General features: G+C 60.9%; 22 protein-coding genes. 21 read left to right on the forward strand and 1 reads right to left on the reverse strand.

The annotated features are described in order from the left end of the window. Nucleotides 1-109: 109 nt before the first annotated feature. The 12 genes from RQ479_RS25355 (at nt 110) to RQ479_RS25410 (ending at nt 11,969) form a co-directional block, all read left to right on the forward strand. Nucleotides 110-2,134 carry a conjugal transfer protein TraG gene (locus RQ479_RS25355; protein ID WP_024502848.1) on the forward strand — a complete coding sequence of 675 codons (2,025 nt, stop codon included), beginning with the start codon at nt 110-112 and terminating at the stop codon, nt 2,132-2,134. A 116-nt stretch (nt 2,135-2,250) separates the two neighbouring features. After that, nucleotides 2,251-2,664, forward strand: a complete 414-nt coding sequence (locus RQ479_RS25360; protein ID WP_024502849.1) for a CopG family transcriptional regulator — start codon at nt 2,251-2,253, stop codon at nt 2,662-2,664. Then, a complete protein-coding gene (gene trbB, locus RQ479_RS25365; protein WP_024502850.1) occupies nt 2,661-3,629 on the forward strand; it encodes a P-type conjugative transfer ATPase TrbB in 969 nt (322 codons plus the stop codon). The genes RQ479_RS25360 and trbB overlap by 4 nt, the downstream gene beginning before the upstream one ends. Nucleotides 3,630-3,641: 12 nt before the next feature. Further along, nucleotides 3,642-3,950 carry a TrbC/VirB2 family protein gene (locus tag RQ479_RS25370; protein ID WP_024502851.1) on the forward strand — a complete coding sequence of 103 codons (309 nt, stop codon included), beginning with the start codon at nt 3,642-3,644 and terminating at the stop codon, nt 3,948-3,950. Next, complete coding sequence (locus RQ479_RS25375; protein ID WP_024502852.1) at nt 3,950-4,222, forward strand: VirB3 family type IV secretion system protein; 273 nt, start codon at nt 3,950-3,952, stop codon at nt 4,220-4,222. The genes RQ479_RS25370 and RQ479_RS25375 overlap by 1 nt, the downstream gene beginning before the upstream one ends. Then, on the forward strand, nt 4,216-6,666 hold the full coding sequence (gene trbE / locus RQ479_RS25380; RefSeq protein ID WP_128288074.1) for a conjugal transfer protein TrbE: 2,451 nt from the start codon (nt 4,216-4,218) through the stop codon (nt 6,664-6,666). The genes RQ479_RS25375 and trbE overlap by 7 nt, the downstream gene beginning before the upstream one ends. Then, complete coding sequence (trbJ, locus tag RQ479_RS25385) at nt 6,663-7,388, forward strand: P-type conjugative transfer protein TrbJ (RefSeq protein WP_024502854.1); 726 nt, start codon at nt 6,663-6,665, stop codon at nt 7,386-7,388. Before trbE ends, trbJ begins: the two co-directional genes overlap by 4 nt. A 33-nt stretch (nt 7,389-7,421) precedes the next feature. Further along, on the forward strand, nt 7,422-8,744 hold the full coding sequence (trbL, locus tag RQ479_RS25390) for a P-type conjugative transfer protein TrbL (protein ID WP_126057783.1): 1,323 nt from the start codon (nt 7,422-7,424) through the stop codon (nt 8,742-8,744). Then, nucleotides 8,745-9,476 (forward strand): conjugal transfer protein TrbF, encoded by a 732-nt coding sequence (gene trbF, locus RQ479_RS25395; RefSeq protein ID WP_024502856.1) that lies wholly within the window; start codon nt 8,745-8,747, stop codon nt 9,474-9,476. Next, nucleotides 9,466-10,503 (forward strand): P-type conjugative transfer protein TrbG, encoded by a 1,038-nt coding sequence (gene trbG / locus RQ479_RS25400; RefSeq protein ID WP_024502857.1) that lies wholly within the window; start codon nt 9,466-9,468, stop codon nt 10,501-10,503. Before trbF ends, trbG begins: the two co-directional genes overlap by 11 nt. A 296-nt stretch (nt 10,504-10,799) precedes the next feature. Further along, nucleotides 10,800-11,714, forward strand: a complete 915-nt coding sequence (locus RQ479_RS25405; protein ID WP_245462057.1) for a TrbI/VirB10 family protein — start codon at nt 10,800-10,802, stop codon at nt 11,712-11,714. Nucleotides 11,715-11,726: 12 nt separating this feature from the next. Continuing rightward, a complete protein-coding gene (locus tag RQ479_RS25410) occupies nt 11,727-11,969 on the forward strand; it encodes a DUF2274 domain-containing protein (protein WP_024502859.1) in 243 nt (80 codons plus the stop codon). A 229-nt stretch (nt 11,970-12,198) separates the two neighbouring features. On the opposite strand, the gene hemN is transcribed toward RQ479_RS25410, so the two are convergent. Next, the gene (hemN, locus tag RQ479_RS25415) at nt 12,199-13,548 is read right to left on the reverse strand and encodes an oxygen-independent coproporphyrinogen III oxidase (protein ID WP_024502860.1); all 1,350 of its coding nucleotides are present in this window, start codon (nt 13,546-13,548) and stop codon (nt 12,199-12,201) included. 152 nt (nt 13,549-13,700) lie between these two features. Between hemN and RQ479_RS25420 the strand changes: the two genes are divergently transcribed. The 9 genes from RQ479_RS25420 (at nt 13,701) to ccoS (ending at nt 22,970) form a co-directional block, all read left to right on the forward strand. Next, a complete protein-coding gene (locus RQ479_RS25420; protein ID WP_024502861.1) occupies nt 13,701-14,444 on the forward strand; it encodes a Crp/Fnr family transcriptional regulator in 744 nt (247 codons plus the stop codon). Nucleotides 14,445-14,935: 491 nt separating this feature from the next. After that, nucleotides 14,936-16,555 carry a cytochrome-c oxidase, cbb3-type subunit I gene (ccoN, locus tag RQ479_RS25425; protein ID WP_024502862.1) on the forward strand — a complete coding sequence of 540 codons (1,620 nt, stop codon included), beginning with the start codon at nt 14,936-14,938 and terminating at the stop codon, nt 16,553-16,555. After that, complete coding sequence (ccoO, locus tag RQ479_RS25430) at nt 16,555-17,286, forward strand: cytochrome-c oxidase, cbb3-type subunit II (protein WP_024502863.1); 732 nt, start codon at nt 16,555-16,557, stop codon at nt 17,284-17,286. Before ccoN ends, ccoO begins: the two co-directional genes overlap by 1 nt. A gap of 11 nt (nt 17,287-17,297) precedes the next feature. After that, nucleotides 17,298-17,447 carry a cbb3-type cytochrome c oxidase subunit 3 gene (locus RQ479_RS25435; RefSeq protein WP_024502864.1) on the forward strand — a complete coding sequence of 50 codons (150 nt, stop codon included), beginning with the start codon at nt 17,298-17,300 and terminating at the stop codon, nt 17,445-17,447. A gap of 2 nt (nt 17,448-17,449) precedes the next feature. Beyond that, nucleotides 17,450-18,313 carry a cytochrome-c oxidase, cbb3-type subunit III gene (gene ccoP, locus RQ479_RS25440; protein WP_024502865.1) on the forward strand — a complete coding sequence of 288 codons (864 nt, stop codon included), beginning with the start codon at nt 17,450-17,452 and terminating at the stop codon, nt 18,311-18,313. A gap of 166 nt (nt 18,314-18,479) precedes the next feature. Beyond that, nucleotides 18,480-20,039 carry a cytochrome c oxidase accessory protein CcoG gene (gene ccoG / locus RQ479_RS25445; RefSeq protein WP_024502866.1) on the forward strand — a complete coding sequence of 520 codons (1,560 nt, stop codon included), beginning with the start codon at nt 18,480-18,482 and terminating at the stop codon, nt 20,037-20,039. Next, nucleotides 20,036-20,533: a FixH family protein gene (locus tag RQ479_RS25450; protein ID WP_024502867.1), complete on the forward strand. Its 498-nt coding sequence runs from the start codon at nt 20,036-20,038 to the stop codon at nt 20,531-20,533. The genes ccoG and RQ479_RS25450 overlap by 4 nt, the downstream gene beginning before the upstream one ends. Then, nucleotides 20,530-22,809 carry a cation-translocating P-type ATPase gene (locus tag RQ479_RS25455; RefSeq protein WP_024502868.1) on the forward strand — a complete coding sequence of 760 codons (2,280 nt, stop codon included), beginning with the start codon at nt 20,530-20,532 and terminating at the stop codon, nt 22,807-22,809. The genes RQ479_RS25450 and RQ479_RS25455 overlap by 4 nt, the downstream gene beginning before the upstream one ends. Before the next feature lie 5 nt (nt 22,810-22,814). Beyond that, the gene (gene ccoS / locus RQ479_RS25460; RefSeq protein WP_081714250.1) at nt 22,815-22,970 is read left to right on the forward strand and encodes a cbb3-type cytochrome oxidase assembly protein CcoS; all 156 of its coding nucleotides are present in this window, start codon (nt 22,815-22,817) and stop codon (nt 22,968-22,970) included. The last annotated feature ends 309 nt before the right edge of the window (nt 22,971-23,279 follow it).

Raw genomic sequence — 23,279 nt, forward strand, 5'->3', positions numbered from 1 at the left:
ACCTGCATACGTAGGAAGTCGTTCATTGCTCCCAAATCGTATGTGAGGAACATTCCTGTCCCGGCTGCGCCGCGCGATGCTAGGTCGCGTTGTTCAGCGGGTCAAGCCGATGACACCTACGAAGCTACTGATCGGGCAGATCGCCGTTGTGTGCGCAATTGTCATTATCGGCGTATGGACGGCAACCCAATGGTGCGCTCAAATGCTGACCTACCAGACGCCTCTCGGCGCACCATGGTTTCTCTTCGCCGGCTGGCCAATCTACAAGCCGTGGAAGCTGTTTGAATGGTGGTTCCACTTCGATGCTTATGCGCCGGAGGTCTTCGACAAAGCCGGTACGCTTGCAGGCGCCAGCGGATTCCTGGGCTGTGCCGCCGCAATCGCAGGCTCGCTTTTGCGCGCGCGACAGCGCGGGTCGGTTACGACCTATGGGTCTTCACGGTGGGCCACGACTCATGAGGTCGAGACGGCAGGGTTGTTACGGCCGGCGGGCGTTTTCCTCGGTAGGCTGAACGATCGCTATCTGCGCCATGACGGCCCGGAGCACGTCATGGCATTTGCGCCGACGCGTTCGGGCAAGGGCGTGGGGCTGGTTGTTCCAACGCTACTTTCCTGGACCGGGTCTGCCATCATTCATGATATAAAAGGCGAAAATTGGCAGTTGACCTCCGGCTGGCGGTCGAAATTCTCGTACTGCCTTCTGTTCAATCCGACCGACCCGAGATCGGCACGCTACAACCCGCTGCTGGAGGTGCGCAAAGGCCCAGATGAGATCCGGGACGTTCAAAACATCGCCGACATCCTCGTCGATCCCGAGGGCGCGCTGGAGCGACGGAACCACTGGGAGAAGACCAGCCATTCACTTCTAGTTGGCGCCATTTTGCACGTGCTCTACGCTGAAGAGGACAAGACGCTTGCCCGCGTCGCCACCTTCCTGTCGGACCCGCAACGCTCGTTTGCCGCAACGCTACGGCGGATGATGACGACAAACCATCTCGGGACGGGGCATAACCCTCAGGTCCATCCCGTAGTGGCCTCGGCGGCCCGCGAACTCCTGAACAAGTCGGAAAACGAGCGCTCAGGCGTCCTCTCGACCGCCATGTCCTTTCTCGGGCTTTATCGTGATCCAACGGTCGCGGCGGCCACTTCGTCCTGCGACTGGCGCATCGCTGACCTAGTGGATGGAGAGCGACCGCTGTCGCTCTATCTGGTCGTGCCGCCTTCGGATATCTCGCGCACCAAGCCTTTGGTGCGACTGATCTTGAACCAGATCGGCAGGCGGTTGACGGAGCGTCTGGAGGGGGACCCGAAGAAGAGCCGTAAGCATCAGCTGCTCATGATGCTGGACGAGTTTCCGGCGCTCGGTCGCCTCGACTTCTTCGAAACGGCGCTCGCCTTCATGGCAGGTTATGGCATTCGCTCCTATCTGATCGCACAATCTTTGAACCAGGTTTCAAAGGCCTATGGCGAGAACAATGCTATTCTCGACAATTGCCACGTGCGAATTGCCTTTTCCTCCAATGACGAACGCACGGCCAAGCGCATCTCGGATGCCCTCGGCACCGCAACCGAACTTAGGTCGATGCGCAACTATGCGGGCCATCGGCTTGCGCCCTGGCTTTCACATGTCATGGTGAGCCGCCAGGAAACCGCGCGCCCGCTCCTGACGCCAGGCGAGGTGATGCAATTGCCGCCGTCAGACGAATTGGTCCTGGTTTCTGGGTTGCCGCCGATCCGCGCCAAGAAGCTGCGCTATTATCAGGATCAGAATTTCACAGATCGGGTGCTGCCTGCGCCGGTGCTGCACGACGGACCCTATGCGGACTGCCCTGCATCACGCCCGGACGGCTGGACTGGACAAGTGTGCAGCGTCGATAGCCGACTTGCTGCGGACGAGGAAAGCGCCGACGCGCCAGTTGAAGACGAGGGAGGCGTTCAGCAGCAACGCCATCCAAGCCTGCCCGAAGAAGACGTTGTTGTCTCTCAAGAGCCCGATCAGGCCGATCTGTACAAGCCCGCAGACGATGACAGCGAAGCGCTCGCGGACAAGCGTGTCATGGATCGGATTTCCACTGCGGCCCGCGCCTACGGTATCAACGAGGGCAGGGGCGACGATGTCATTCCCGGCTTCTGAAGTCCGCTGAGTTGCAGAGCGCACCTCAGCGTAGATAACGGCCATAAGCAATTTTGAGCGTCTGGCCGATGCTTCTCCCGTCGCCGGCGCAACGCCGGGCCGTCGGAACGAGCCGCATGAAGCCGCACCGCATTCGCCATCAGTTTCTGCTTGAGCCGGAGCTCAGCGAGAAACTGGACAACCTCAGTCGCGATCCGTCAACGACCAAATCAGCGATCGTGGCGAAGGCGATCGAGGCGTTCATCGAGCGGCGTGGCGAGAGCGAGTTCGATCGGCGCTACGGCGTAAGGCTTGACCGGCTCTCCCGCGATCTTGCCCACGTCAGGCGCGATTCCGAGGTGATCCTGGAGAGCCTGGCGCTCTTCATCCGCTTTTCGATCACCCTTCACGCCCACACGCCGGTCCCGGATCGATCAACGCAGGCTATTGCCCAAGAGCGTTTCGAGAAATTCGTTGAGAAGGTCGGCCGCCAGATCGCTTCCGGCAAAAAGTCGCTTAGCAAAGACAATGGTGGGGGAGGGGAAGGATGAGCTCTCATCCCGAGGCCGACCACCGGCGGCGTGTCATGCTGCGCACCGCCATGGGTCCGGCAATCACCGAAGCCCTGGCCGATCCGTCCGTCATCGAGGTGATGGTCAATCCCGACGGCGCGCTGCGACTCGACCGGTTAGGCGAAGGTCGGGTCGATACCGACGTTCACATGCACCCGTCCGAGGCAGAACGTATCATCCGCCTGGTTGCTTCGCACGTGCGCGCCGAGGCGCACGCCGACAACCCGATCGTCAGTGCCGAATTGCCGTCTGGCGAACGCTTCGAAGGCCTGCTGCCACCTGTGGTGTTGGCGCCATGTTTTGCCATCCGCAAGCCCGCCGCGAAAGTCTACACCCTGGCCGACTATGTTGCCGAACGCATCATGCTGCCGCTGCAGGCCGATGCGCTGAAAAAGGCCGTCCGCGAGCGGCGCAACATGCTGATCGCCGGCGGCACTTCCTCGGGGAAGACAACACTCGCCAACGCTCTGCTGGCTGAAGTCGCCGAATGCGACGATCGGGTGATCCTGATCGAGGACACACGCGAACTGCAGTGCGCGGCCAGGGACTGCGTTGCCCTGAGAACAAGGCGGGGCTCGGTCACCCTTGCCGATCTCGTGCGCTCGACGCTGAGGCTCAGGCCGGACCGCATCATCGTGGGCGAGGTGAGGGGCGCGGAAGCGCTCGACATGCTGAAGGCATGGAACACCGGGCACCCAGGCGGCATCGCTACCGTACACGCCAATTCCGCGCGCTCGGCTCTCTATCGCATTGAGCAACTCGCCCAGGAAGCCGTGGTCACCGTTCCCCGCCGGCTCATCGCTGAGGCGATAGATCTGATCGTCTTCATAGCGGGACGCGGCTCGTCGCGCCACATCGACGCAATCGCCGAGGTCACCGGTCTCGACGGCAGCGGCGATTACGCCGTTGCCCCGCTCACGCTTTCGCAACTCCAGCAGCTTTGAAAGGCCTTCCTCATGCGCAAGAAGCTTCGCTTTCTTTCGTCCACAGCGCTCGCGTTTCTTATCACGGCCCCGGTTTATGCCGCCGGCTCAGGCATGCCGTGGGAGCAGCCGCTGCAGCAGATCCTGGAGTCCGTCCAGGGACCGGTCGCCAAGATCGTTGCGGTCATCATCATTATCACCACCGGCCTGACGCTTGCCTTCGGCGACACCGCCGGTGGTTTTCGGCGCCTGATTCAGATCGTCTTCGGTCTGTCGATCGCCTTCGCGGCATCGAGCTTCTTCCTCTCCTTCTTCTCCTTCGGTGGTGGGGCGCTCGTCTGATGGCCGCCGGGGAGCAGCATATCGAGGGCTTCGCAGTACCGGTCCACCGGGCGCTGACCGAGCCGATCCTGCTCGGCGGGGCTCCGCGCGCGGTGGCGATCCTCAACGGTACAGTGGCCGCGGCCATTGGCTTCGGCTTGCAGCAATGGATTGCTGGTCTGGTGCTTTGGATCGCAGGCCACTCGTTAGCGGTGTTTGCCGCAAGACGCGATCCGGACTTCGCCAGCGTGCTTGTGCGCCACCTACGTCTGAAGGGGTGGCTTGCATGCTGAACCTTTCGGAATATCGAAGCAAAGCCGACCGGCTTGCCGACCATCTACCCTGGGCTGCCTTGGTTGCGCCCGGCATCGTGCTCAACAAGGACGGCAGCTTTCAGCGGACGTTGCGGTTCCGCGGCCCGGATCTCGAAAGTGCGACGGAGGCTGAACTCGTCGGCATTTGCGCCCGGGCGAACAATGCTCTCAGACGCCTTGGCTCTGGCTGGGCATTGTTCTTTGAGGCCGAGCGCACAGAAGCGCTGGGCTATCCGAACTCGCATTTTCCTGACGCCGCGTCGTGGCTGGTCGACGAAGAACGCCGCGCTGCTTTCGAGGGGAAGGTAGCGCACTACGAGAGCCGCTATCATCTGACCTTGGTGTTTATGCCACCGCCGGACGCCCAGGCGCGCGCAGAAAGCACGCTCGTCGACTCTCATTATTCCCGAGGAGAAAGAGACTGGCGCCAGGATCTGGCGAGGTTCCGTGACGAGACCAACCGCGTGCTCGATCTCTTCTCGGGTTTCATGTCCGAAGTACGCGTCCTCGATGATGCTCAGACGTTGACCTACCTCCACGGCACGATTTCGCCTCGTCGCCATCCTATCATGGCCCCGGAAACGCCGATATATCTGGATGCAATCCTGGTCGATGCGCCGCTTACCGGTGGCCTGGAGCCGATGCTTGGTGAGCAGCATCTTCGCACACTGACCATCCTCGGCTTTCCGAACCTCACCCGGCCCGGAATCCTCGATACCCTCAATCATCAGGATTTCGCCTATCGCTGGATGACGCGCTTCATTCCGCTCGAGAAAACGGAAGCCACGAAGACGCTGACGCGATTGCGCCGGCAGTGGTTTGCCAAGCGCAAGTCGATCGTGGCAATCCTACGCGAGGTCATTACCAACGAGCCGGTCCCGCTTGTCGATAGCGATGCCGACAACAAGGCGCTCGATGCCGACGAAGCCCTTCAGGCATTGGGCGGTGATCATGTGAGTTTCGGCTATCTCACCACCACCGTGACGGTGTGGGGCGAGGATCGCCAAGCCGCTGCAGAGAAGCTTCGCGCGGTCGAGCGCATCATCAATGGGCTCGGCTTCACCACGATCCGAGAAGGCGTCAATGCGGTCGAGGCTTGGCTCGGCTCATTGCCTGGCCATGTCTACGCTAACGTTCGCCAACCGCTCGTTCATACATTGAATCTTGCCCATCTCATGCCGCTGTCGTCGGTTTGGGCCGGTCCTGCGACAAACGAGCATCTCGCGAAAGTCACCCAAACCGAAGCGCCACCGCTTTTCGTTGCCGAGACCAGTGGGTCGACACCGTTTCGGCTTTCCACCCACGTCGAAGATGTCGGCCACATGCTGGTTGTTGGTCCGACCGGCGCCGGCAAGTCGGTTCTGCTTGCTCTGATTGCTCTGCAGTTCAGGCGCTACGCCGGCGCCCAGGTTTATGTCTTCGACAAAGGCAATTCGGCCCGTGCTGCAACACTTGCCATGGGTGGAGAACACCACGCGCTAGGAGCGGACGGTTCCCTTGCCTTTCAGCCACTGCGCAGCATCAACGACCAGGCTAGCCGAAGCTGGGCGGCCGAATGGATCGCCAGCCTTGTTGCCCACGAGAACGTCACCGTCACGCCGGAGGTGAAGGAGGCTATTTGGTCAGCGCTGGCCAGCCTTGCCACCGCGCCGGCGCAGGAACGCACACTGACCGGTCTTTCGGTCCTGCTTCAATCCAATGCGCTGAAGACCGCATTGATGCCCTACACGCTCGATGGTCCCTTCGGCCGCCTGCTCGATGCCGATCATGATGGGCTGGCCTTGTCGGATGTGCAGTGTTTCGAGACCGAGGAGTTAATGCACAGCCAAGGCGCTTTGCTGCCAGTGCTTACCTATCTGTTCCAGCGACTTGAGGAACGGTTCGACGGACGGCCCACGCTGATCATGCTCGACGAGGCGTGGGTCTATCTCGACAATCCGCTGTTCGCCGCCCGCATCCGCGAATGGCTGAAGGTGCTGCGAAAGAAGAACGTGTCGGTTGTCTTCGCTACGCAGTCGCTGGCTGATATCGCGGGCTCTGGCATAGCGCCGGCAATCATCGAAAGCTGCCCGCAGCGCATTTTCCTTCCCAATGATCGTGCCGTGGAACCCCAGGCGCGCACAGCCTACGAGCGCTTCGGTTTAAGCGAGCGGCAGATCGAATTGATCGCCCGCGCCACGCCGAAGCGTCAGTATTATCTGCAATCGCGCCGCGGCAACCGTCTGTTCGAGCTCGAGCTTGGCCCCATCGCTCTTGCGCTTTGCGGTGCTTCCGATCCGGCCACGCAGACTCTGATCGACAGGATCATGTCCGAAGACGGGCAAGGCAGCTTTGCCTCGCAGTTCCTGATCGCGCGCGGCCTCGATTGGGCCGGCGAACTTCTCAAGCAATTCCCTCAACCAGACAAGGAGCAATTCTCATGATGCGGCGACGCCTTCTCTCCGGCCTGATCACCGTTTCCCTGATCGCCAAGCCTATGGCCGACTATGTGCAGCCCGCCTACGCCCTTATCGTGTTCGATCCGTCCAATTATGCGCAGAACGTGCTGACGGCCGCGCGCGCATTGGAGCAGATCAACAACCAGATCCAGTCGCTGCAGAATCAGGCGACCATGCTGCAGAACATGGCGCGCAATCTTCAGCGTCTGGATTTCTCTTCCGTTGGCCAACTCACCGGTTCGCTCCATCGCATCGACGGCTTGATGGACCAGGCGAGTGGCCTCAGCTTTGATCTGGGCAAGCTTCAAGACCAGTGGCGCAGCCAATATCCGGAAAGCTACGACGCCACGATCAAAGTCAGCGATGTGGCGAGTGCTGCGCGGGAGCGTTGGCAAACCGCCATGCAGGCGTTCCGCCAGACCATGGGTGTCCAGTCGCAAATCGTCGAGAACGTCCGCGCCGACGGCGATCTGCTCGCCGATCTCGTCAACCGCAGCCAAGGGGCGGCCGGTGCGCTTCAGGCAAGCCAGGCCACCAACCAGCTGATGGCGCTTTCGACAAAACAGCAGATGCAGATCCAGACGCTGCTCGCAACGCAGTTTCGAGCTGAGGCCGAGGATGCCGCCCGCAAGGCCCAGTCAGACGAAGCCGCCCGCGAGATGACGAAGCGATTCTTGGGTACCGGCTCGGCTTATCCCGGCAATTAATCACGAGTTCATCACGACGAGAAAGGCAGCGGCATGAACGACCTTGGCGTCATCGATCGCTTCATGGAGACCTTCATCCGCTACATCGACAGCGGGTTCGGTCTGCTATCGGGCGACCTCGCCTTCCTCACTACCATTCTGATCGGCATTGACATCACACTTGCCGGCCTGGCGTGGGCGCTCGGCGACGAAACCAGCGTTCTCGGCCGGCTTGTCCGCAAGGTGCTCTATGTTGGCGTCTTCGCCTTCATTCTGAACAATTTCAAGAACCTCGCCGATATCGTTTATCGTTCTTTTGCCGGTCTCGGGATTAAGGCGTCGGCCGGCAATCTGTCGGCAGACAATCTCTTGCGCCCGGGCCGCATTGCCGCGACCGGTTTCGAAGGTGCTTGGCCAATGCTTGACCAAGCCAGTCAGCTCCTGGGCTTCCCGGAAATCTTCGGCAACGCACTGACCATCTTCGTGCTGCTGATGGCCTGGTTCCTGGTCATCATCGCCTTCTTCATCCTTTCCATCCAGCTTTTCATCACCATCCTAGAGTTCAAGCTCACCACGCTGGCAGGTTTTGTTTTGGTTCCATTCGCACTTTGGAACCGTTCAGCGTTCCTGGCCGAACGCGTGCTCGGCCATGTTATCTCGTCAGGCATCAAGGTGATGGTGCTCGCCGTCATTGTCGGTATCGGCTCCACGCTCTTCGGGGAGTTCGCTTCCGCATTGCAAGGCAAGGAGCCGGATCTTGCCGGTGCCATGTCCCAGGTACTGGGCGCACTGGCACTGCTTGGCCTTGGCATTTTTGGGCCGGGGATCGCGTCGGGTCTTGTCTCAGGCGCACCGCAGCTTGGGGCGGGCGCCGCCCTCGGCACGACCGCGGCGGCAGCGGGTGTATCACTCGTTGCTGGAGGCACAGCATTTGCTGGCGCGCGTATGGCAACCAGCGGCGGTCTCGCCGCCATCCGAGCCGGCACAACAATGGGATCGGCTGCTTCCACGTCATGGCAGATCGGGCGCGCAACCTCGCCCGACGCTGGCCTCTCCGGTGTGGCTGCTGGAATGCATGGTGTAACCAGTGCAGCTGGCGGCGCCGCTATACGCATAGCGCGATCCGCCACTGCAAGTGTTGGGCGCAACGCCGATGCCGGGCGCGATGCCGCGTGGACCGCGACCGGCGGCGCGCCGACAGCGTCAATGACCGAACGCTCTGCCGGTTCGGCCACTGTTTCGGCGCCGACGTGGGCAAGGCGCCTACGTTCTGAACAGACCGCCCGGGCAAATCGCCACGCTGCCATGCAAGCTGTCCGAGACGGAGACCGGCCGGGAGGCAGCGCCAACCCCTCTCTCAACGACAAGGATGACTAGATGCTCTTCAAGCGACCCGTGCACCGTTACGGCAAAACACCCGAACCGGTCACGCCGTATCAAAAAGCCGCCCAGCTGTGGGACGAGCGCATCGGCTCATCTCGACTGCAGGCCAGGAACTGGCGGATCATGGCCCTTGGCTGCCTGGCCTTGGCGACCGGGCTTTCCGGCGGACTCGTATGGCAGTCGATGCAAAGCCGTGTCGTGCCTTATGTCGTCGAGGTCGATGGCTTCGGCGAGACGCACGCCGTCGCGCCGGCGATCCGGAATTATGAGCCCTCGGATGCTCAGATCGCCTGGCATCTCGGCCGCTTCATCCAGAATGTCCGTTCCGTTTCCACCGATCCGGTTTTGGTACGGCAGAACTGGTTGGCAGCGTACGACTTTGCTAGCGATCGCGCAGCGCTCTTCCTCAACGAATACGCCAAGGCGAACGACCCCTTCGGTCAGATCGGAACGCGCAGTGTTTCGGTACAGGTCACCAGCGTGGTCAGAGCCTCCGAAAGTTCATTCCAGGTCAAATGGACCGAGCAGGTGTTTGAGCGCGGAAGCCTTGCCAGCACGATGCGCTGGACTGCGATCCTCACGATCGTGATCCGCTCGCCAAGCAATACGGATCAGCTGCGCAAGAATCCGCTCGGCGTCTTCATCAATGCCATTGACTGGTCACGCGAGCTCGACAGCGCCGTCCCAGCCCCCCTTTCTCCGACGGAGTCCACCAATGAAAGGTAAAATGTCACCGATTCGTGCCGTGCTGATCCTATCGGTGTCGGCAGCGGTCGTTTCCGCTTGTGCATCGAAGAAGGTGCCGCCGCCTGAGATTTCCTATGACGCTGCCGACTTCAAACCGGCCGCGATCGAAAAAGCGCCGGAGAGGCCGATTAGAATTGTCGAGGTGCCAAAACCACTGCCGCTGCCTGGCCAAATGCAGCCCGAGCCCGGCAAGGCCGAGGACAAGCGCCCTCCTGAAGAACGCGTCGCTGATGCCAACAAAGCCGCGACCCAGCAACCCACCAAGTACGGGTATGTTAATGCAGTGCAAGTCTACCCCTTCACCGATGGCGCGCTTTATCAACTCTATGCCGCGCCGGAGCGCGTGACCGACATCGCTCTGCAGCCGGGCGAGAAACTAACCGCCGTGTCGGCTGGCGACACCGTGCGCTGGGTCATTGGCGATACCGCAAGCGGCACCGGTGACAATCAGCGCACCCATGTTCTGGTAAAACCCTTCGCGCCGGGTCTTGCCACCAATGTCGTCATTACGACGGACCGGCGGACCTATCATTTGCAGCTTCAAAGCACCGAGAAGACCGCAATGGCGGCAATCTCCTGGACCTACAGCCAAGACCAGATCATCGCGCTTCGCCAGCGCAATGCTCAAGCCGAGGCAGTTACACCGGTCGCGTCGAATATCGCGCTCGAAAACCTTCGCTTTCGCTACTCAATCAGTGGCGACACACCGCCCTGGAGACCGACGCGAGCCTTCGACGACGGCAGCAAGGTCTATATTGAGTTCCCTCGTCGCATAGATCAGGGCGAGGCGCCACCACTCTTCATCGTCGGCGCAGATGGGAGCAGCGAGCTCGTCAACTATCGCGTGCGCGGCAACTATTACATCGTCGATCGGCTCTTCGCCGCGGCCGAACTTCGCCTCGGCACCAAGCGGCAGCAGGTGATCCGCATCAGCAGGATTGACGGCAGGCAACCGCAACGGCGGATCTCGCTCTTTCGCGGCAGCCGGCGAGGTGAGGGCTCATGATCGAAAATTCCCGCTCTGGCATCCCGCCGAAACTGGATCCCGAGGAACTGCAGCTTCGGGCCTCTCCCCGCCGCGTGGTGCGGTTCAGGCGCGGTGTGATCATCGCGATCGCAGCGCTCGGATCCGGCGCTGTCTTCGGCGTTACCATGATCGCCCTCCAGGGGCCGGCCCTTCGCATCAGGGATCAGGCGGAAGATCTCTACAACACTCAGCGCAAACCAACCGCCGAGGGACTCGATACGCTTCCCCATGACTATTCCGGCATGAAGCCGAAGCCTCCCGTCCTTGGGCTACCTTTGCCGGGCGACCTCGGCCGCCCCATCCTCGAGCGGCAGCGCCAGCTCGGCATCGTGCCGGGCCAAGACATCTCGGCCGAGGAGCAGCGTCTAGCGCAGCAGGCGATCGAAGCGCGTGAATCGCGGGTGCTTTTCCGCGTCGAAAATCGAGCTCAACAGACAGATGTCGGAGAGAGCGTGCAAACTGCTCAGCATCCATTTGAGGCGCTTCCCCAATCCGAAGCAGGACGCGCGTCAGCCTCGGTGGCGGCGGCGGAAGGCGACCAGAACAATCAGCAGCGAAAGCTTGATTTTCTCAGCCAGCGGAGCACTGGCGGGATCTACAATCCGCATGCGCTTCAGACGCCGATCTCGCCATATCAACTGATGGCTGGCAGCGTGATTGCCGCCAGCCTGATCACCGGCATCAATTCCGATTTGCCGGGCCTTGTGGTCGCGCAAGTCACCGAAAATGTGCACGACACGGTCACGGGCAACATATTGCTGATTCCGCAGGGCTCACGTCTTATCGGCGTCTACGACAGCGTCGTCGCGTTCGGGCAAAAGCGAGCGCTGCTGGTCTGGCAGCGCATTCTGCTGCCCGACGGCTCGTCGGCCGAAATCGACAATCTGCCCGCGAGCGACACCGCCGGCTACGCAGGGCTGGAAGACAAAGTCGATTTCCACACTTGGCAGATGATCAAGGGAGTGGCGCTTGCCACATTGCTCGGTGTCGGCACAGAATTCAGCCTCGGCGAAAACGAGAGCGATCTGGTCAAGGCGATCCGGGAATCAGCCCAGCAGAACGCCAGTCGAGCCGGCCAGCGCATCACCGAAAAAAACCTCAATATCCAGCCCACCATCGTCGTCCGCCCAGGTTGGCCACTGCGCGTCATCGTGCACAAGGACATCGTGCTGCGGCCATACGCCAGTTGAGCAGGAGTTATCATGGCTGACCTGAAACTTGGAAAACTTCCGGACCGAACAGCTTCGAAGATCACCATTACCGTCAGCGCGGAGCTGAGCCAAACACTCAAGGAGTATGCTGCACTTTACCGTCAGACCTATGGTCAGTCTGAAACCGTGGCAGAACTCATCCCTTTCATGCTGGCGGCGTTTCTGGAAGGCGACCGAGCCTTTGCCAAGGCCAGAAAAGAACGTCTGCCGACGGAGCTTGCCGGAAAATCGTGACTCCTCCGCTAGGGCAGCTGGAACATTGCCTAGCTGTCGCGACCTACCTGCGAAGCATAGGATCAAACACCTTGAAATGCAGGTATGCGCAAGAGTGGATGTGGAAGGAGATACCGCGCAACAGCCTAAGTTTGCATTTTCGATTTTGATGCGGTAGTCGGCTATGAGCGGTCAAAACGAACGCAGCTGGTTCGCCGATCGACCAAACGGCGAGCGCACTGTGCTTTGCTCAGACCGCCACCGAGTGCCTCGCCGTTCCCCCTTTGAAATATGTATCGAACTTGGCCGCGATGGTTCGAATGAAGGGGCGACTTTCAGTCCGTACGAGGAAACTGTCACCATCGAATTCAAGCGCTCGGGCAGGATCGTGGAGTGCGATGGACCTCGAGCGATGAAGGAGCTGCTCGCCGGCTTTGCCGAACCGCTCCACCAGGTCGACTGCCGAGAAGGCAAAATCACACATCAGCCGCTCGATGATCCAGCCACGGACGCGATCGTCGTCGGAAAGGGCAACGCCGCGCACGGCAGCCAACCCGCCATCCGCAACCATGCGCCCGTACCCGGAAGTCGAAGCCATGTTCTGCACGTAGCCTTGGCGAAAACGACCGATGGACGAAGGGCCAAGTCCGATGAGTGTCGGGCAGCGATCCTCAGTGTAGCCCTGAAAATTGCGATGCAAAACCCCTGCGCGGGCCGCTATGGCCAGCGCATCGTCGGGCTTCGCGAAATGATCGAGTCCTATTGCCTCATATCCCTTGGCGACAATTGCCCGCGCCGCGAGTTGAGATTGGGCGAAACGCTCAGTGGGACTCGGCAGCCATGCCTCGTCGATCATCGTCTGATGCTTCTTGAACCAGGGCACATGTGCGTAGCCGAACAGGGCCATCCGGTCTGGCTCCAAGGTCAGTGCCTGCGCCACCGTGGAACAGATCGTCTCGCGTGTCTGATTCGGGAGCCCGTAGAGCAGGTCCAGATTGACCGATTCGACGCCCCGCGAACGAACCCCGTCGACGACTGCCTTGGTCTGCAAAAAACTCTGCTCACGATTAATTGCTTTTTGCACTTGCGGATCGAAATCCTGCACGCCGAGGCTCGCCCGCGTTACGCCGATTTGAGCAAGTGCATCAAGGCGCGCCTTGTCCATGTCGTTGGTTTCGATTTCGATGCTGACCGTAGCATCCGGGAGAAGGTCGAAGCTGTCCCGCAAGGCCGCTCCAAGAGCAACCATATCATCGGGCCTCAGAATAGTTGGCGAACCGCCACCGAAGTGGATTGCACGGACATGTGCCTTGCCGCTCACCAGACCGGCAATCGTGACGATTTCGGCATTCAGCGAGCGCAGATAAGCGGCCACCGGCTCATATTGGTGCGTCTGCTTGGTGTGGCAGGCGCAGAACCAGCAGAGCTTGTCGCAGTAAGGAATGTGCAGGTACAGCGAGATTTCGTCGCCGCTTTCCAGCGTCTCCAACCAGCCACGGTAAATGGCAGCATCGATCCCCGAATGGAAATGCGGCGCCGTCGGATAGCTGGTGTAGCGTGGGACGTTCTCGCTGAGTTTGACAGCTATTTCCGATTGCATCTCGCGTTCACCGTGTTGCCCGCCGGAACACTGCACGCATCGCTGAAGCAGACCCTGATCTCGATCAGCCGCGCTCATGGACAAACCGCCGCAGGATTTCTCTACCCTGGATGGGTATCCTGCCGGCAGTTAGGATCGGGTAAGGCGAACGCATGACCTTTCGGCAAGACATTCATAGTTCCGGCATTCCTGTTCTTTGCTTCCCTTGCGAGGCACGGCGTCGCGGTGTCTGCGGTGCGCTCGATCCAGACAATTTGGTTGGGCTCGCCAAGACTTGCTCGCGTCGCCGGATCGAGTCAGGAATGGAGTTGACCGGCGAGGCACAGAACGTCGACAGCTACTCCAACGTGCTTTCAGGCGTGGTAAAGCTATCAAAGAGCCTGTCGGATGGGCGCCAGCAGATCGTCGGTCTCCAGTTTGCACCGGATTTTCTGGGACGTCCTTTCAAGGAGGAAAGCTCGATCAATGCGGAAGCGGCAACAGCAGTCACGCTGTGTTCGTTTCCGCGAGCGGCCGTCGAACGGATGATGAAGGCGTCACGGGAATTCGAGCATCGCCTGCTCAAACAGACGCTGAATGAACTCGATGAGGCGCGCGAGTGGATGGTGACGCTGGGGCGCAAGACAGCTCCGGAAAAGGTGGCGACTTTTCTCCTCATGATGGCCCGGAATATCGATTCCAGTCTCGATGCGGCTTCCGGGTCGGCCTCCTTCGATCTGCCGCTGACGCGTGCCGAAATGTCTGATTTCCTTGGAATCACCAGCGAGACCGTGAGCCGCCAACTGACGCGATTGCGGGCTGACGGGGTGATTCGGATTGAGAACGCACGCCATGTGACGGTGGACAGCATAAGCCGTCTGGAGAAGCGCTGTGGCGGCGGACGCGAGCGGCCCTAAGCGGCGAGGCCATGTCGCATGACTCCGGGGCGGGCCGTGTTTGCCTTTTAATGCGATGTCGCCGCGCCTTCGACGAAGCGGCGTCACGGTCGAGACAAACAGCTTTCGGCCTTTGATAGGAACGTGACCAATCGCCAGGTGTGTTTCGGCACATACCGGCGAAGCATGGTCCTTAATCTGCCACGGCTCGGCGGAACGATCGCGTTCGTTTCCAATGGGATCCGAACAACGTTTGGCAGGGCATCGGCAATAGCATCCAACGCGCGCAGAGCCTCAGCTTTCGCCTCAGCGATCGCGTCTGCGCCCGCCCAACCCAGGGAACGCCTTCCATGAGGGGGTGAGCCCGCGCTGCGTTCCTCGTTCATTCGCCACCTGCTGATTGCGCCGCACAAAATCGTGCGGCCTGACATAGATCAGGGCGAGGGGGCGGCGGCTGCGCGATTAGTGCGCTGCGGATTTGGCATCCACCAGATTCGAGATCGGGATCTGCAATGAAATTCGGCACAGAGATCGTCCTTCTAAGCGTGTTCGCTTTTGCGGCCCTGGTGGCCGCCGGCTTCGGCGTGGATGAACCTTTCCGCCGACACATGTGGGTGTTGTTCTTCGCAGTGGCTGGTTTCACTGCGATCCTGTTGCGCAACACGGAGTTCAGGCCAGCAGCTCCGATTGACCCATCCGCTTACATGGATGGTCCGATCCGCTACGGCGCGATCGCCACCGTGTTCTGGGGTGTCGTCGGCATGCTGGTCGGCGTGGTGATCGCGCTGCAGCTCGCCTACCCCGATCTCAACATCCAGCCCTGGTTCAATTTCGGTCGTTTGCGGCCGTTGCACACATCCGGTGTCGTTTTCGCCTTCGGCGGCAACGCGCTGCTTTGCACGTCTCTGTATGTCGTGCAGCGCACCTGCCGCGCGCGCCTCTTCGGCCGTGATCTCGCCTGGTTCGTCTTCTGGGGCTACCAGCTTTTCATCGTCATGGCCGCGACCGGCTACCTGCTCGGCATCACCGAGGGCCGCGAGTACGCCGAACCCGAATGGTATGTGGATGTCTGGCTGACCATCGTCTGGGTCGCCTACCTCATTCTGTTCCTTGGCACGATCCTGAAGCGCAAGGAACCGCATATCTACGTGGCCAACTGGTTCTACCTGTCGTTCATCGTGACCATCGCGATGCTGCATGTGGTCAACAACCTGTCCATACCAGTCTCGTTCCTGGGCTCCAAGAGCTACTCCGCCTTTTCAGGGGTCCAGGACGCCTTGACGCAATGGTGGTACGGCCACAACGCGGTCGGCTTCTTTCTCACCGCCGGCTTCCTCGGCATGATGTATTATTTCGTGCCCAAGCAGGCGAACCGGCCAGTCTATTCGTACCGGCTGTCGATCGTCCATTTCTGGGCTATCATCTTTCTCTACATCTGGGCCGGGCCGCATCACCTGCACTACACCGCCTTGCCCGATTGGGCGCAGACGCTCGGCATGGTGTTCTCGATCATGCTGTGGATGCCGTCCTGGGGCGGCATGATCAACGGCCTGATGACGCTGTCCGGCGCCTGGGACAAGCTGCGCACCGATCCGATCATACGCATGATGGTGATGGCCGTCGCCTTCTATGGCATGTCGACCTTCGAAGGCCCCATCATGGCGATCCGGGCGGTCAATTCGCTGTCGCATTATACCGACTGGACCATCGGGCACGTCCATTCGGGTGCGCTCGGCTGGGTCGGCATGATCTCGTTCGGCGCGATCTACTACATGGTCCCGAAGCTCTGGAACCGTCAACGGCTCTACTCGCTGAGGCTCGTCACCTGGCACTTCTGGCTGGCGACACTCGGGATCGTCGTCTACGCCGCGGTGATGTGGGTGTCCGGCATCATGCAGGGCCTGATGTGGCGCGAATATGGCGAGCAGGGCTTCCTCGTCTACTCCTTCGCCGAAACCGTCGCCGCCATGCACCCCTACTATGTCATGCGCGCCATCGGCGGCGCCATGTACCTCTCCGGCGCCCTGATCATGGCCTGGAACATCACCAGGACCATCCTCGGCCACCAGCGCGAGGAGGAGCCGATGCCGAGCCCCGTCGCCATCCGACCTGCGCGATCAGGAGCCAGGTAATGGGCTTGATGGACAAACACGCAATCATCGAGAAGAACGCCACGCTTCTTCTCGTTGGCTCGCTGCTCGTGGTGACGGTCGGCGGCATCGTCGAGATCGCGCCTCTCTTCTATCTCGACAATACGATCGAGAAGGTGGAAGGCATGCGCCCCTATTCGCCGCTCGAACTTGTCGGGCGCAACATCTATATGCGCGAGGGCTGCTACCTCTGTCATAGCCAGATGATCAGGCCGTTCCGCGACGAAGTTGAGCGCTATGGCCACTACAGCCTGGCTGCCGAGTCCATGTACGATCACCCCTTCCAGTGGGGATCGAAGCGCACCGGGCCGGATCTCGCCAGAGTTGGCGACCGCTACTCGAATGCATGGCATGTCGCGCATCTTACCGACCCGCGCTCGGTGGTGCCGGAATCGATCATGCCGAGCTATGGGTTCCTGAAAGACACGCCGATCGACGTGAAGGATTTCTCGACGCATCTGGTCGCCAACAGGCTTGTAGCCGTCCCTTACACGGATGACATGATCGCCCACGCCAATGCGGATCTGGGGGCGCAGGCCGATCCCAATGCCGACACATCAGGCCTTGAGGCGCGTTACCCAAAAGCCAAGATCGGCGACTTCGACGGCAACCCGCAACAGGTCACCGAAATGGATGCCCTGCTCGCCTACCTGCAGATGCTTGGCACACTGGTCGACTTCAAAAATTACGACGAAGCCGCCGGCTACCGCTGAGGAGAACGCTGATGACCTACAATTTGATGCGGGCGTTTGCCGACAGCTGGGGCCTGGTTGCGATGGCGCTGTTCTTCGTGGGGTGCATCGCCTTTGCCCTACGCCCCGGCAGCCGAAGGCTGGCCGACGAAGCGGCCCGCATTCCGCTCGAGGACGAGTGATCATGAGCGACGAGCATATCGATGAAATCTCTGGCGTCTCGACCACCGGCCACGAATGGGATGGTATCCGGGAGCTGAACAACCCGCTTCCCAGATGGTGGGTCATCACTTTTTACGTCACCATTGTCTGGGCGATAGGCTACACCATTGCCTATCCAGCATGGCCTCTGTTGCACTCGGCGACAACGGGTGTGCTCGGCTATTCCAGCCGCAACGAGGTCAGGAACGAGCTGACCGCGGCTGAGGCCGCCAAGGGCAAATATATCTCGGCGGTGGAGTCCAAGAGCGTCTCGGAAATCGCCGCGGACGACGGCCTGCGCGAATTCGCAATCGCCGCCGGTGGCGCCGCTTTCAAGGTCAATTGCGTACAATGTCACGGCTCCGGCGCCCAGGGTTCCAAGGGCTTTCCCAATCTCAACGACGACGACTGGCTATGGGGCGGCAAGGCCGAGCAGATCCAGCAGACGATTACGCACGGCATCCGCTTTGCGACTGATGCGGAAACGCGGCTGTCGGAAATGCCGGCCTTCGGCGACATCATTACCGCCGACCAGATCGCACAAGTCAGCGCCTACGTGGCCAGCCTTTCCGGCAAGGTCCGCGATGCAAGTCTGATCCAACCCGGCGCCAAGGTCTTTGCCGAGAATTGCGTGGCCTGTCACGGCGACAATGCAAAAGGCAACAGGGAATTCGGCGCCCCCGACCTGACCGATGCGATCTGGCTCTATGGATCCGGTGAGACAGCCATCGCCGCACAGGTCCGTGCGCCAAAACAGGGCGTCATGCCGGCCTGGGTTGGCCGTCTCGGCGAGATCAAGGTCAAGGAACTTGCAGTTTATGTCCATTCGCTTGGCGGCGGAGAATAGGAATGGAAGCCCTATTCTTCGGTCCCCCCTGCCAAGCGGACGAGGCCTGGCGTGAGCCGGGCCTCGACACCATCCCTAATGCGATCTGCACAACCCGGCAAGGCTATCCTACGGCGAGGCTTTACGACAGGTGCCCCTGACATCGGCTGGGAAAGTGGAGTTGCACATGCGTGACAAGACGCAGTTGACAGGGCTCGAAACAGAAACTGTCAATTCCGCCAAAACCCGCAAGCCGCTTTATGCCGCGCGTCAAAAGATCTTTCCGAAGCGCGCCTCGGGCAACTTTCGTCGCTTCAAATGGCTGGTGATGACGATCACACTTGGCATCTATTACCTGGCTGCGTGGCTGCCTTGGGCTCGCGGTCCATTTGCCCCGGACCAGGCAGTCCTGCTCGATCTCGCGAACCGGCGCTTCTACTTCTTCTTCATCGAGATATGGCCCCAGGAATTCTTCTATGTGGCCGGCCTCCTGGTCATGGCGGGCGTCGGTCTTTTCCTGATCACCTCGACTGTCGGCCGTGCCTGGTGCGGCTATGCATGCCCTCAGACGGTGTGGGTCGATCTGTTCCTCGTCGTCGAACGTGCGATCGAGGGGGACCGTAACGCCCGCATGAAGCTCGATGCAGGTCCCTGGACCGCGCGCAAGCTCATGCTGCGCGTGTTCAAGCACACCATCTGGCTCGTCATAGGCGCGGCGACTGGCGGCGCCTGGATCTTCTATTTTGCCGATGCGCCGACGCTGGTCGGCGAACTCTTCACCGGCACCGCGGCGCCCGTCGCCTACATCACCGTCGCCGTCCTGACGGCGACCACCTACACGTTCGGCGGGCTGATGCGAGAACAGGTCTGCACCTATATGTGCCCATGGCCGCGCATCCAGGCGGCCATGCTCGACGAAAGTTCGCTCACCGTCACCTACAATGACTGGCGCGGCGAACCGCGTTCTCGCCATGCGAAGAAGGTGCAAGCTGCAGGGCAGTCCGTCGGCGACTGCGTCGACTGCAATGCCTGCGTCGCGGTCTGCCCGATGGGGATCGACATTCGCGATGGCCAGCAGCTCGAATGCATCACCTGCGCGCTCTGCATCGACGCCTGTGACGGCGTCATGGACAAGCTCGGCAAGGAGCGCGGGCTGATCTCCTACGCGACGCTCTCCGACTACAACACCAATATGATGCTGGCAACCGCGGGCGGCTCCAGTTCAGTCAACCCGTCGCTGGTCAGGACCGCTGATGGCCTGTTCTCCGACAAGGTAGCGCATTTCCACATCCGCAAGATCTTTCGGCCGCGCACCTACGTCTACATGGGCTTGTGGTCGCTGATCGGCCTCGGCCTGCTCTATTCCCTGCTGACGCGCGACCGGCTCGAACTAAACGTGTTGCATGATCGCAATCCTCAGTTCGTCACGCTGTCCGACGGCTCCATCCGCAATGGCTATACCGTCAAGCTGCTCAACATGATCCCGGAGCCGCGGACGCTCGTCGTCACGATCCAAGGCCTGGATGGAGCTGACATGAGCGTGGTCGGCGAAGATATCCCGGCAGGCCGCTCATTCGCCATTCCGGTCGAACCCGACCGCCTGAAAATGCTGAAAGTCTTCGTGCGCCAGCCCGCGGGCCAGATCCGCGCGCCGGCGCAGACTTTCAAGTTCCGCGTCGAGGACAGAGCCAGCTTCGAATCGAACGAGTACACCGCCACCTTCAACGCGCCGGAGGCCCCCAGATGACTGCCAATGTACAAAAGCCTCGTGAATTTACCGGCAGGCACATGCTGGCCATCATCCTCGCCTTTTTCGGCGTGATCATCGCGGTCAATTTGACCATGGCGACGCTCGCCAGCACAAGCTGGACTGGCCTCGTCGTCGAAAACACCTATGTGGCGAGCCAGCAATTCAACAAGAAGGCCACGGAAGGACGGGCACAGGCAGCCCTTGGCTGGACCGGCAAGCTGACCATCGCATGGGGTGAAGTCCGCTACAGCCTCACCGATGCCGCTGGCAAGCCGGTTCCCCTGCACGGCGTCAAGGTGCTGTTTCGCCATCCCGCGTACGAGAAGGAGGACAAGTCGGTCACCCTCGCACCCGCCTCGGGCCAGGAATTCGCAGCCCAGCACATGCCGAAGGACGGCGTCTGGATTGTCGAAGTCGACGCCGACGCCGGTCTGGATAAACCGTATCGCGACGTCCGCAGGATCATGATTTCCCATGGAGCGCTGCAATGAGTTGTTGTGCACCGGGCGCCGAAATGGCGCTTGATCTGGGCAGCACCACGTCGGTCCTGCCGTCTAGTCAGGAGATCAGGCTGGCGAGCCGATCGCTTGGCGATGATCTCCGCCAAACCGATCTTTCGGTGCCGAGCGTTCATTGCGCAGCTTGTATCCAGACGATCGAGACGGCGTTGGGAACGCTCGATCGCGTCGAGAGCGCCCGCGTCAACCTGTCGACGAAACGGGTCTCGGTCCGCTGGCGTGGCGACGAGGTTCCACCGTTCGTCGCCGCGCTTGGACGGCTCGGCTACCAGGCGCATCTCTTCGCCCCCGAGATTGATGAAAAGGACAGGACGCTTTCGGAGTTGATCCGCGCCGTCGCGGTTGCCGGGTTCGCGGCGGGCAATATCATGCTGCTTTCGGTCTCTGTCTGGTCCGGTGCCGAAGGCGCTACCCGCGACCTGTTCCACTGGGTCTCTGCGCTTATCGCCATCCCTGCACTCGCCTTCGCCGGCGGCATCTTCTTCCGCTCGGCCTGGAATGCGTTGCGCCACGGCCGCATGAACATGGACGTGCCGATCGCGGTCGGGGTGTCGCTTGCCTACGCCATGAGCCTCTATGAGACGATCAACCATGGCGACCATGCTTATTTCGATGCATCGGTGTCGCTGCTGTTCTTCCTGTTGATCGGCCGCACGTTGGATCACGTGATGCGCGAACGTGCCCGGATCGCCGTGAAAGGCCTGTCCCAGTTGGCCGCACGTGGCGCCATGGTGCTGCGCGGCGACGGCGCACGCGACTATCTGCCGGTTGGCGAGATCGAACCAGGGATGCAGCTGCTGATTGCTGCCGGCGAAAGGATACCCGTCGACGGCAAAATCATTCAAGGGGCATCGGATCTGGACTGTTCGCTTGTCTCGGGCGAGAGCACGCCTCGAAGCGTTGCAGCAGGCGAAGCCGTGCAGGCTGGTGTCCTCAACCTAACCGGCCCGCTGACGATTGAGGCGACAGCCGCCGCGAAAGATTCGTTTCTGGCGGAAATGGTTCGGCTCATGGAAGCCGCAGAGGGCGGCCGCGCGCATTATCGCCGGATCGCCGATCGCGTTTCAGCGCTCTATGCCCCGGTGGTTCATCTCACAGCCTTCGCGACGTTCCTTGGCTGGATGGCGGTGACCGGCGACTGGCATAGGGCGATAACCATCGCCATTGCCGTTCTGATCATCACCTGCCCGTGCGCGCTCGGCCTCGCCGTACCGATCGTTCAGGTGGTCGCCGCGCGGCGTCTGTTCGAGAACGGCATCATGGTCAAGGACGGTTCGGCCATGGAGCGCCTGGCGACGATTGATAACGCAGTGTTCGACAAGACCGGAACGCTCACGCTCGGACAACCCCGGCTCCTCAATGCATCGTCGATCGATCCGGCCATGCTGGCAATCGCGGCAGACATGGCCGCGCACTCGCGTCACCCGTTTTCAAAGGCCATAACCGGCTTTGCCGCTCCTGGCGGGCAACACAAATTCGATGCCGTCACAGAGCATCCGGGGTTCGGGATCGAAGCCACTGTCGCCGGAAGCATCTGGCGGCTGGGTCGACGCGGATGGGCTGGATGGAAGGCCCGGACCGGTGGTGAAGGCAACCATGGCTATGGCGGAACGGTGCTGACAAAAGACGGGTTCATTGTCGCGACCTTCGATTTCGAGGATGCGCTGCGCGCCGACGCGGCGGCGGCGATCAAGCGATTGAACGATACTGGGGTGTCGATGCAAATGCTGTCGGGCGATACCGCAGGTGCCTGCGGCGAAGTTGCAAGAATGCTGGGTGTCGACGACTTCGTTCCGTGCCTGCTGCCGTCGGGCAAGGTCGAGCGCATCGAGACCCTGGCGAAAGACGGACACAAGGTTCTGATGGTTGGCGACGGCCTCAACGACACGCCGGCGCTGAGCGCGGCGCATGTCTCGATCGCTCCGGCCACCGCCGCCGACATTGGCCGCAATGCCGCCGACTTCGTATTCCTGCGCGAAAGCCTTCTGGCAGTGCCTCTCGCGCTGGACGTCTCGCGCAAGGCGGGACACCTGATCCGCCAGAACATCGCGATTGCGATCGTCTACAATGCCGTCGCCGTGCCGATCGCCATCCTGGGCCACGCCACGCCTTTGTTAGCGGCGATTGCCATGTCTGCCTCATCGGTGCTTGTTATTGGAAACGCATTGCGCTTGCACGGCTTCGGGGCGAATGCGACGCTGCAAGTTATTCAAAAAGTCGGACGCTCCGCAGTCAGCTATTCGGCATAATCCTCGTGACGACGTTGCTCTATCTCATACCAGTGGCCCTTTTTCTGGGTGCACTGGGTGTGTCCGGCTTCGTCTGGGCATTGCGAAGCGGTCAATACGAAGATCTCGACGGAGCCGCCGAGCGGATACTAATTGATCGGGACGACAAACCGGAACGCTGATTTCAATCCGCTGTGCATAAGATGCGCGGATCGCGCTCGTCAGTCGAGCCGGCTCGGTCGGGAACAAGCTGTCCATGCTCCATGCTCCATGCTCCATGACCATCTTGACCTAAGCTGCACACTACATTTGTGAAAAGCCTCTGTCGTGCGAAGGACTGCCTACCATTGCACCCAGTATGAGGCGGCTGATGCCACGAGAGTACCTCGCGTGGCCGGACGAGAGCTTGGCAATGTGCGCACGGGTTCCAAAGTGGAACGTCACGGTCGATCACCTGACCGTGAACCGCCAGTGCCGATTGGTCATGTCTG

The organism is Mesorhizobium sp. ISC25 (assembly GCF_042295465.1).
Taxonomy (GTDB): Bacteria; Pseudomonadota; Alphaproteobacteria; order Rhizobiales; family Rhizobiaceae; genus Mesorhizobium.

Bases quoted from the DNA above. Each gene is read 5' to 3' on its own strand.
- trbL (WP_126057783.1), top strand. From the start codon at position 7,422: ATGAACGACCTTGGCGTCATCGATCGCTTCATGGAGACCTTCATCCGC.
- hemN (WP_024502860.1), bottom strand. From the start codon at position 13,548: ATGCAATCGGAAATAGCTGTCAAACTCAGCGAGAACGTCCCACGCTAC.
- ccoO (WP_024502863.1), top strand. From the start codon at position 16,555: ATGGGCTTGATGGACAAACACGCAATCATCGAGAAGAACGCCACGCTT.
- ccoG (WP_024502866.1), top strand. From the start codon at position 18,480: ATGCGTGACAAGACGCAGTTGACAGGGCTCGAAACAGAAACTGTCAAT.
- trbE (WP_128288074.1), top strand. From the start codon at position 4,216: ATGCTGAACCTTTCGGAATATCGAAGCAAAGCCGACCGGCTTGCCGAC.
- trbB (WP_024502850.1), top strand. From the start codon at position 2,661: ATGAGCTCTCATCCCGAGGCCGACCACCGGCGGCGTGTCATGCTGCGC.
- RQ479_RS25420 (WP_024502861.1), top strand. From the start codon at position 13,701: ATGACCTTTCGGCAAGACATTCATAGTTCCGGCATTCCTGTTCTTTGC.
- trbG (WP_024502857.1), top strand. From the start codon at position 9,466: ATGAAAGGTAAAATGTCACCGATTCGTGCCGTGCTGATCCTATCGGTG.
- trbF (WP_024502856.1), top strand. From the start codon at position 8,745: ATGCTCTTCAAGCGACCCGTGCACCGTTACGGCAAAACACCCGAACCG.
- RQ479_RS25375 (WP_024502852.1), top strand. From the start codon at position 3,950: ATGGCCGCCGGGGAGCAGCATATCGAGGGCTTCGCAGTACCGGTCCAC.
- RQ479_RS25455 (WP_024502868.1), top strand. From the start codon at position 20,530: ATGAGTTGTTGTGCACCGGGCGCCGAAATGGCGCTTGATCTGGGCAGC.
- ccoN (WP_024502862.1), top strand. From the start codon at position 14,936: ATGAAATTCGGCACAGAGATCGTCCTTCTAAGCGTGTTCGCTTTTGCG.
- RQ479_RS25360 (WP_024502849.1), top strand. From the start codon at position 2,251: ATGAAGCCGCACCGCATTCGCCATCAGTTTCTGCTTGAGCCGGAGCTC.
- RQ479_RS25450 (WP_024502867.1), top strand. From the start codon at position 20,036: ATGACTGCCAATGTACAAAAGCCTCGTGAATTTACCGGCAGGCACATG.
- RQ479_RS25370 (WP_024502851.1), top strand. From the start codon at position 3,642: ATGCGCAAGAAGCTTCGCTTTCTTTCGTCCACAGCGCTCGCGTTTCTT.
- trbJ (WP_024502854.1), top strand. From the start codon at position 6,663: ATGATGCGGCGACGCCTTCTCTCCGGCCTGATCACCGTTTCCCTGATC.
- RQ479_RS25355 (WP_024502848.1), top strand. From the start codon at position 110: ATGACACCTACGAAGCTACTGATCGGGCAGATCGCCGTTGTGTGCGCA.
- RQ479_RS25435 (WP_024502864.1), top strand. From the start codon at position 17,298: ATGACCTACAATTTGATGCGGGCGTTTGCCGACAGCTGGGGCCTGGTT.
- RQ479_RS25410 (WP_024502859.1), top strand. From the start codon at position 11,727: ATGGCTGACCTGAAACTTGGAAAACTTCCGGACCGAACAGCTTCGAAG.
- ccoP (WP_024502865.1), top strand. From the start codon at position 17,450: ATGAGCGACGAGCATATCGATGAAATCTCTGGCGTCTCGACCACCGGC.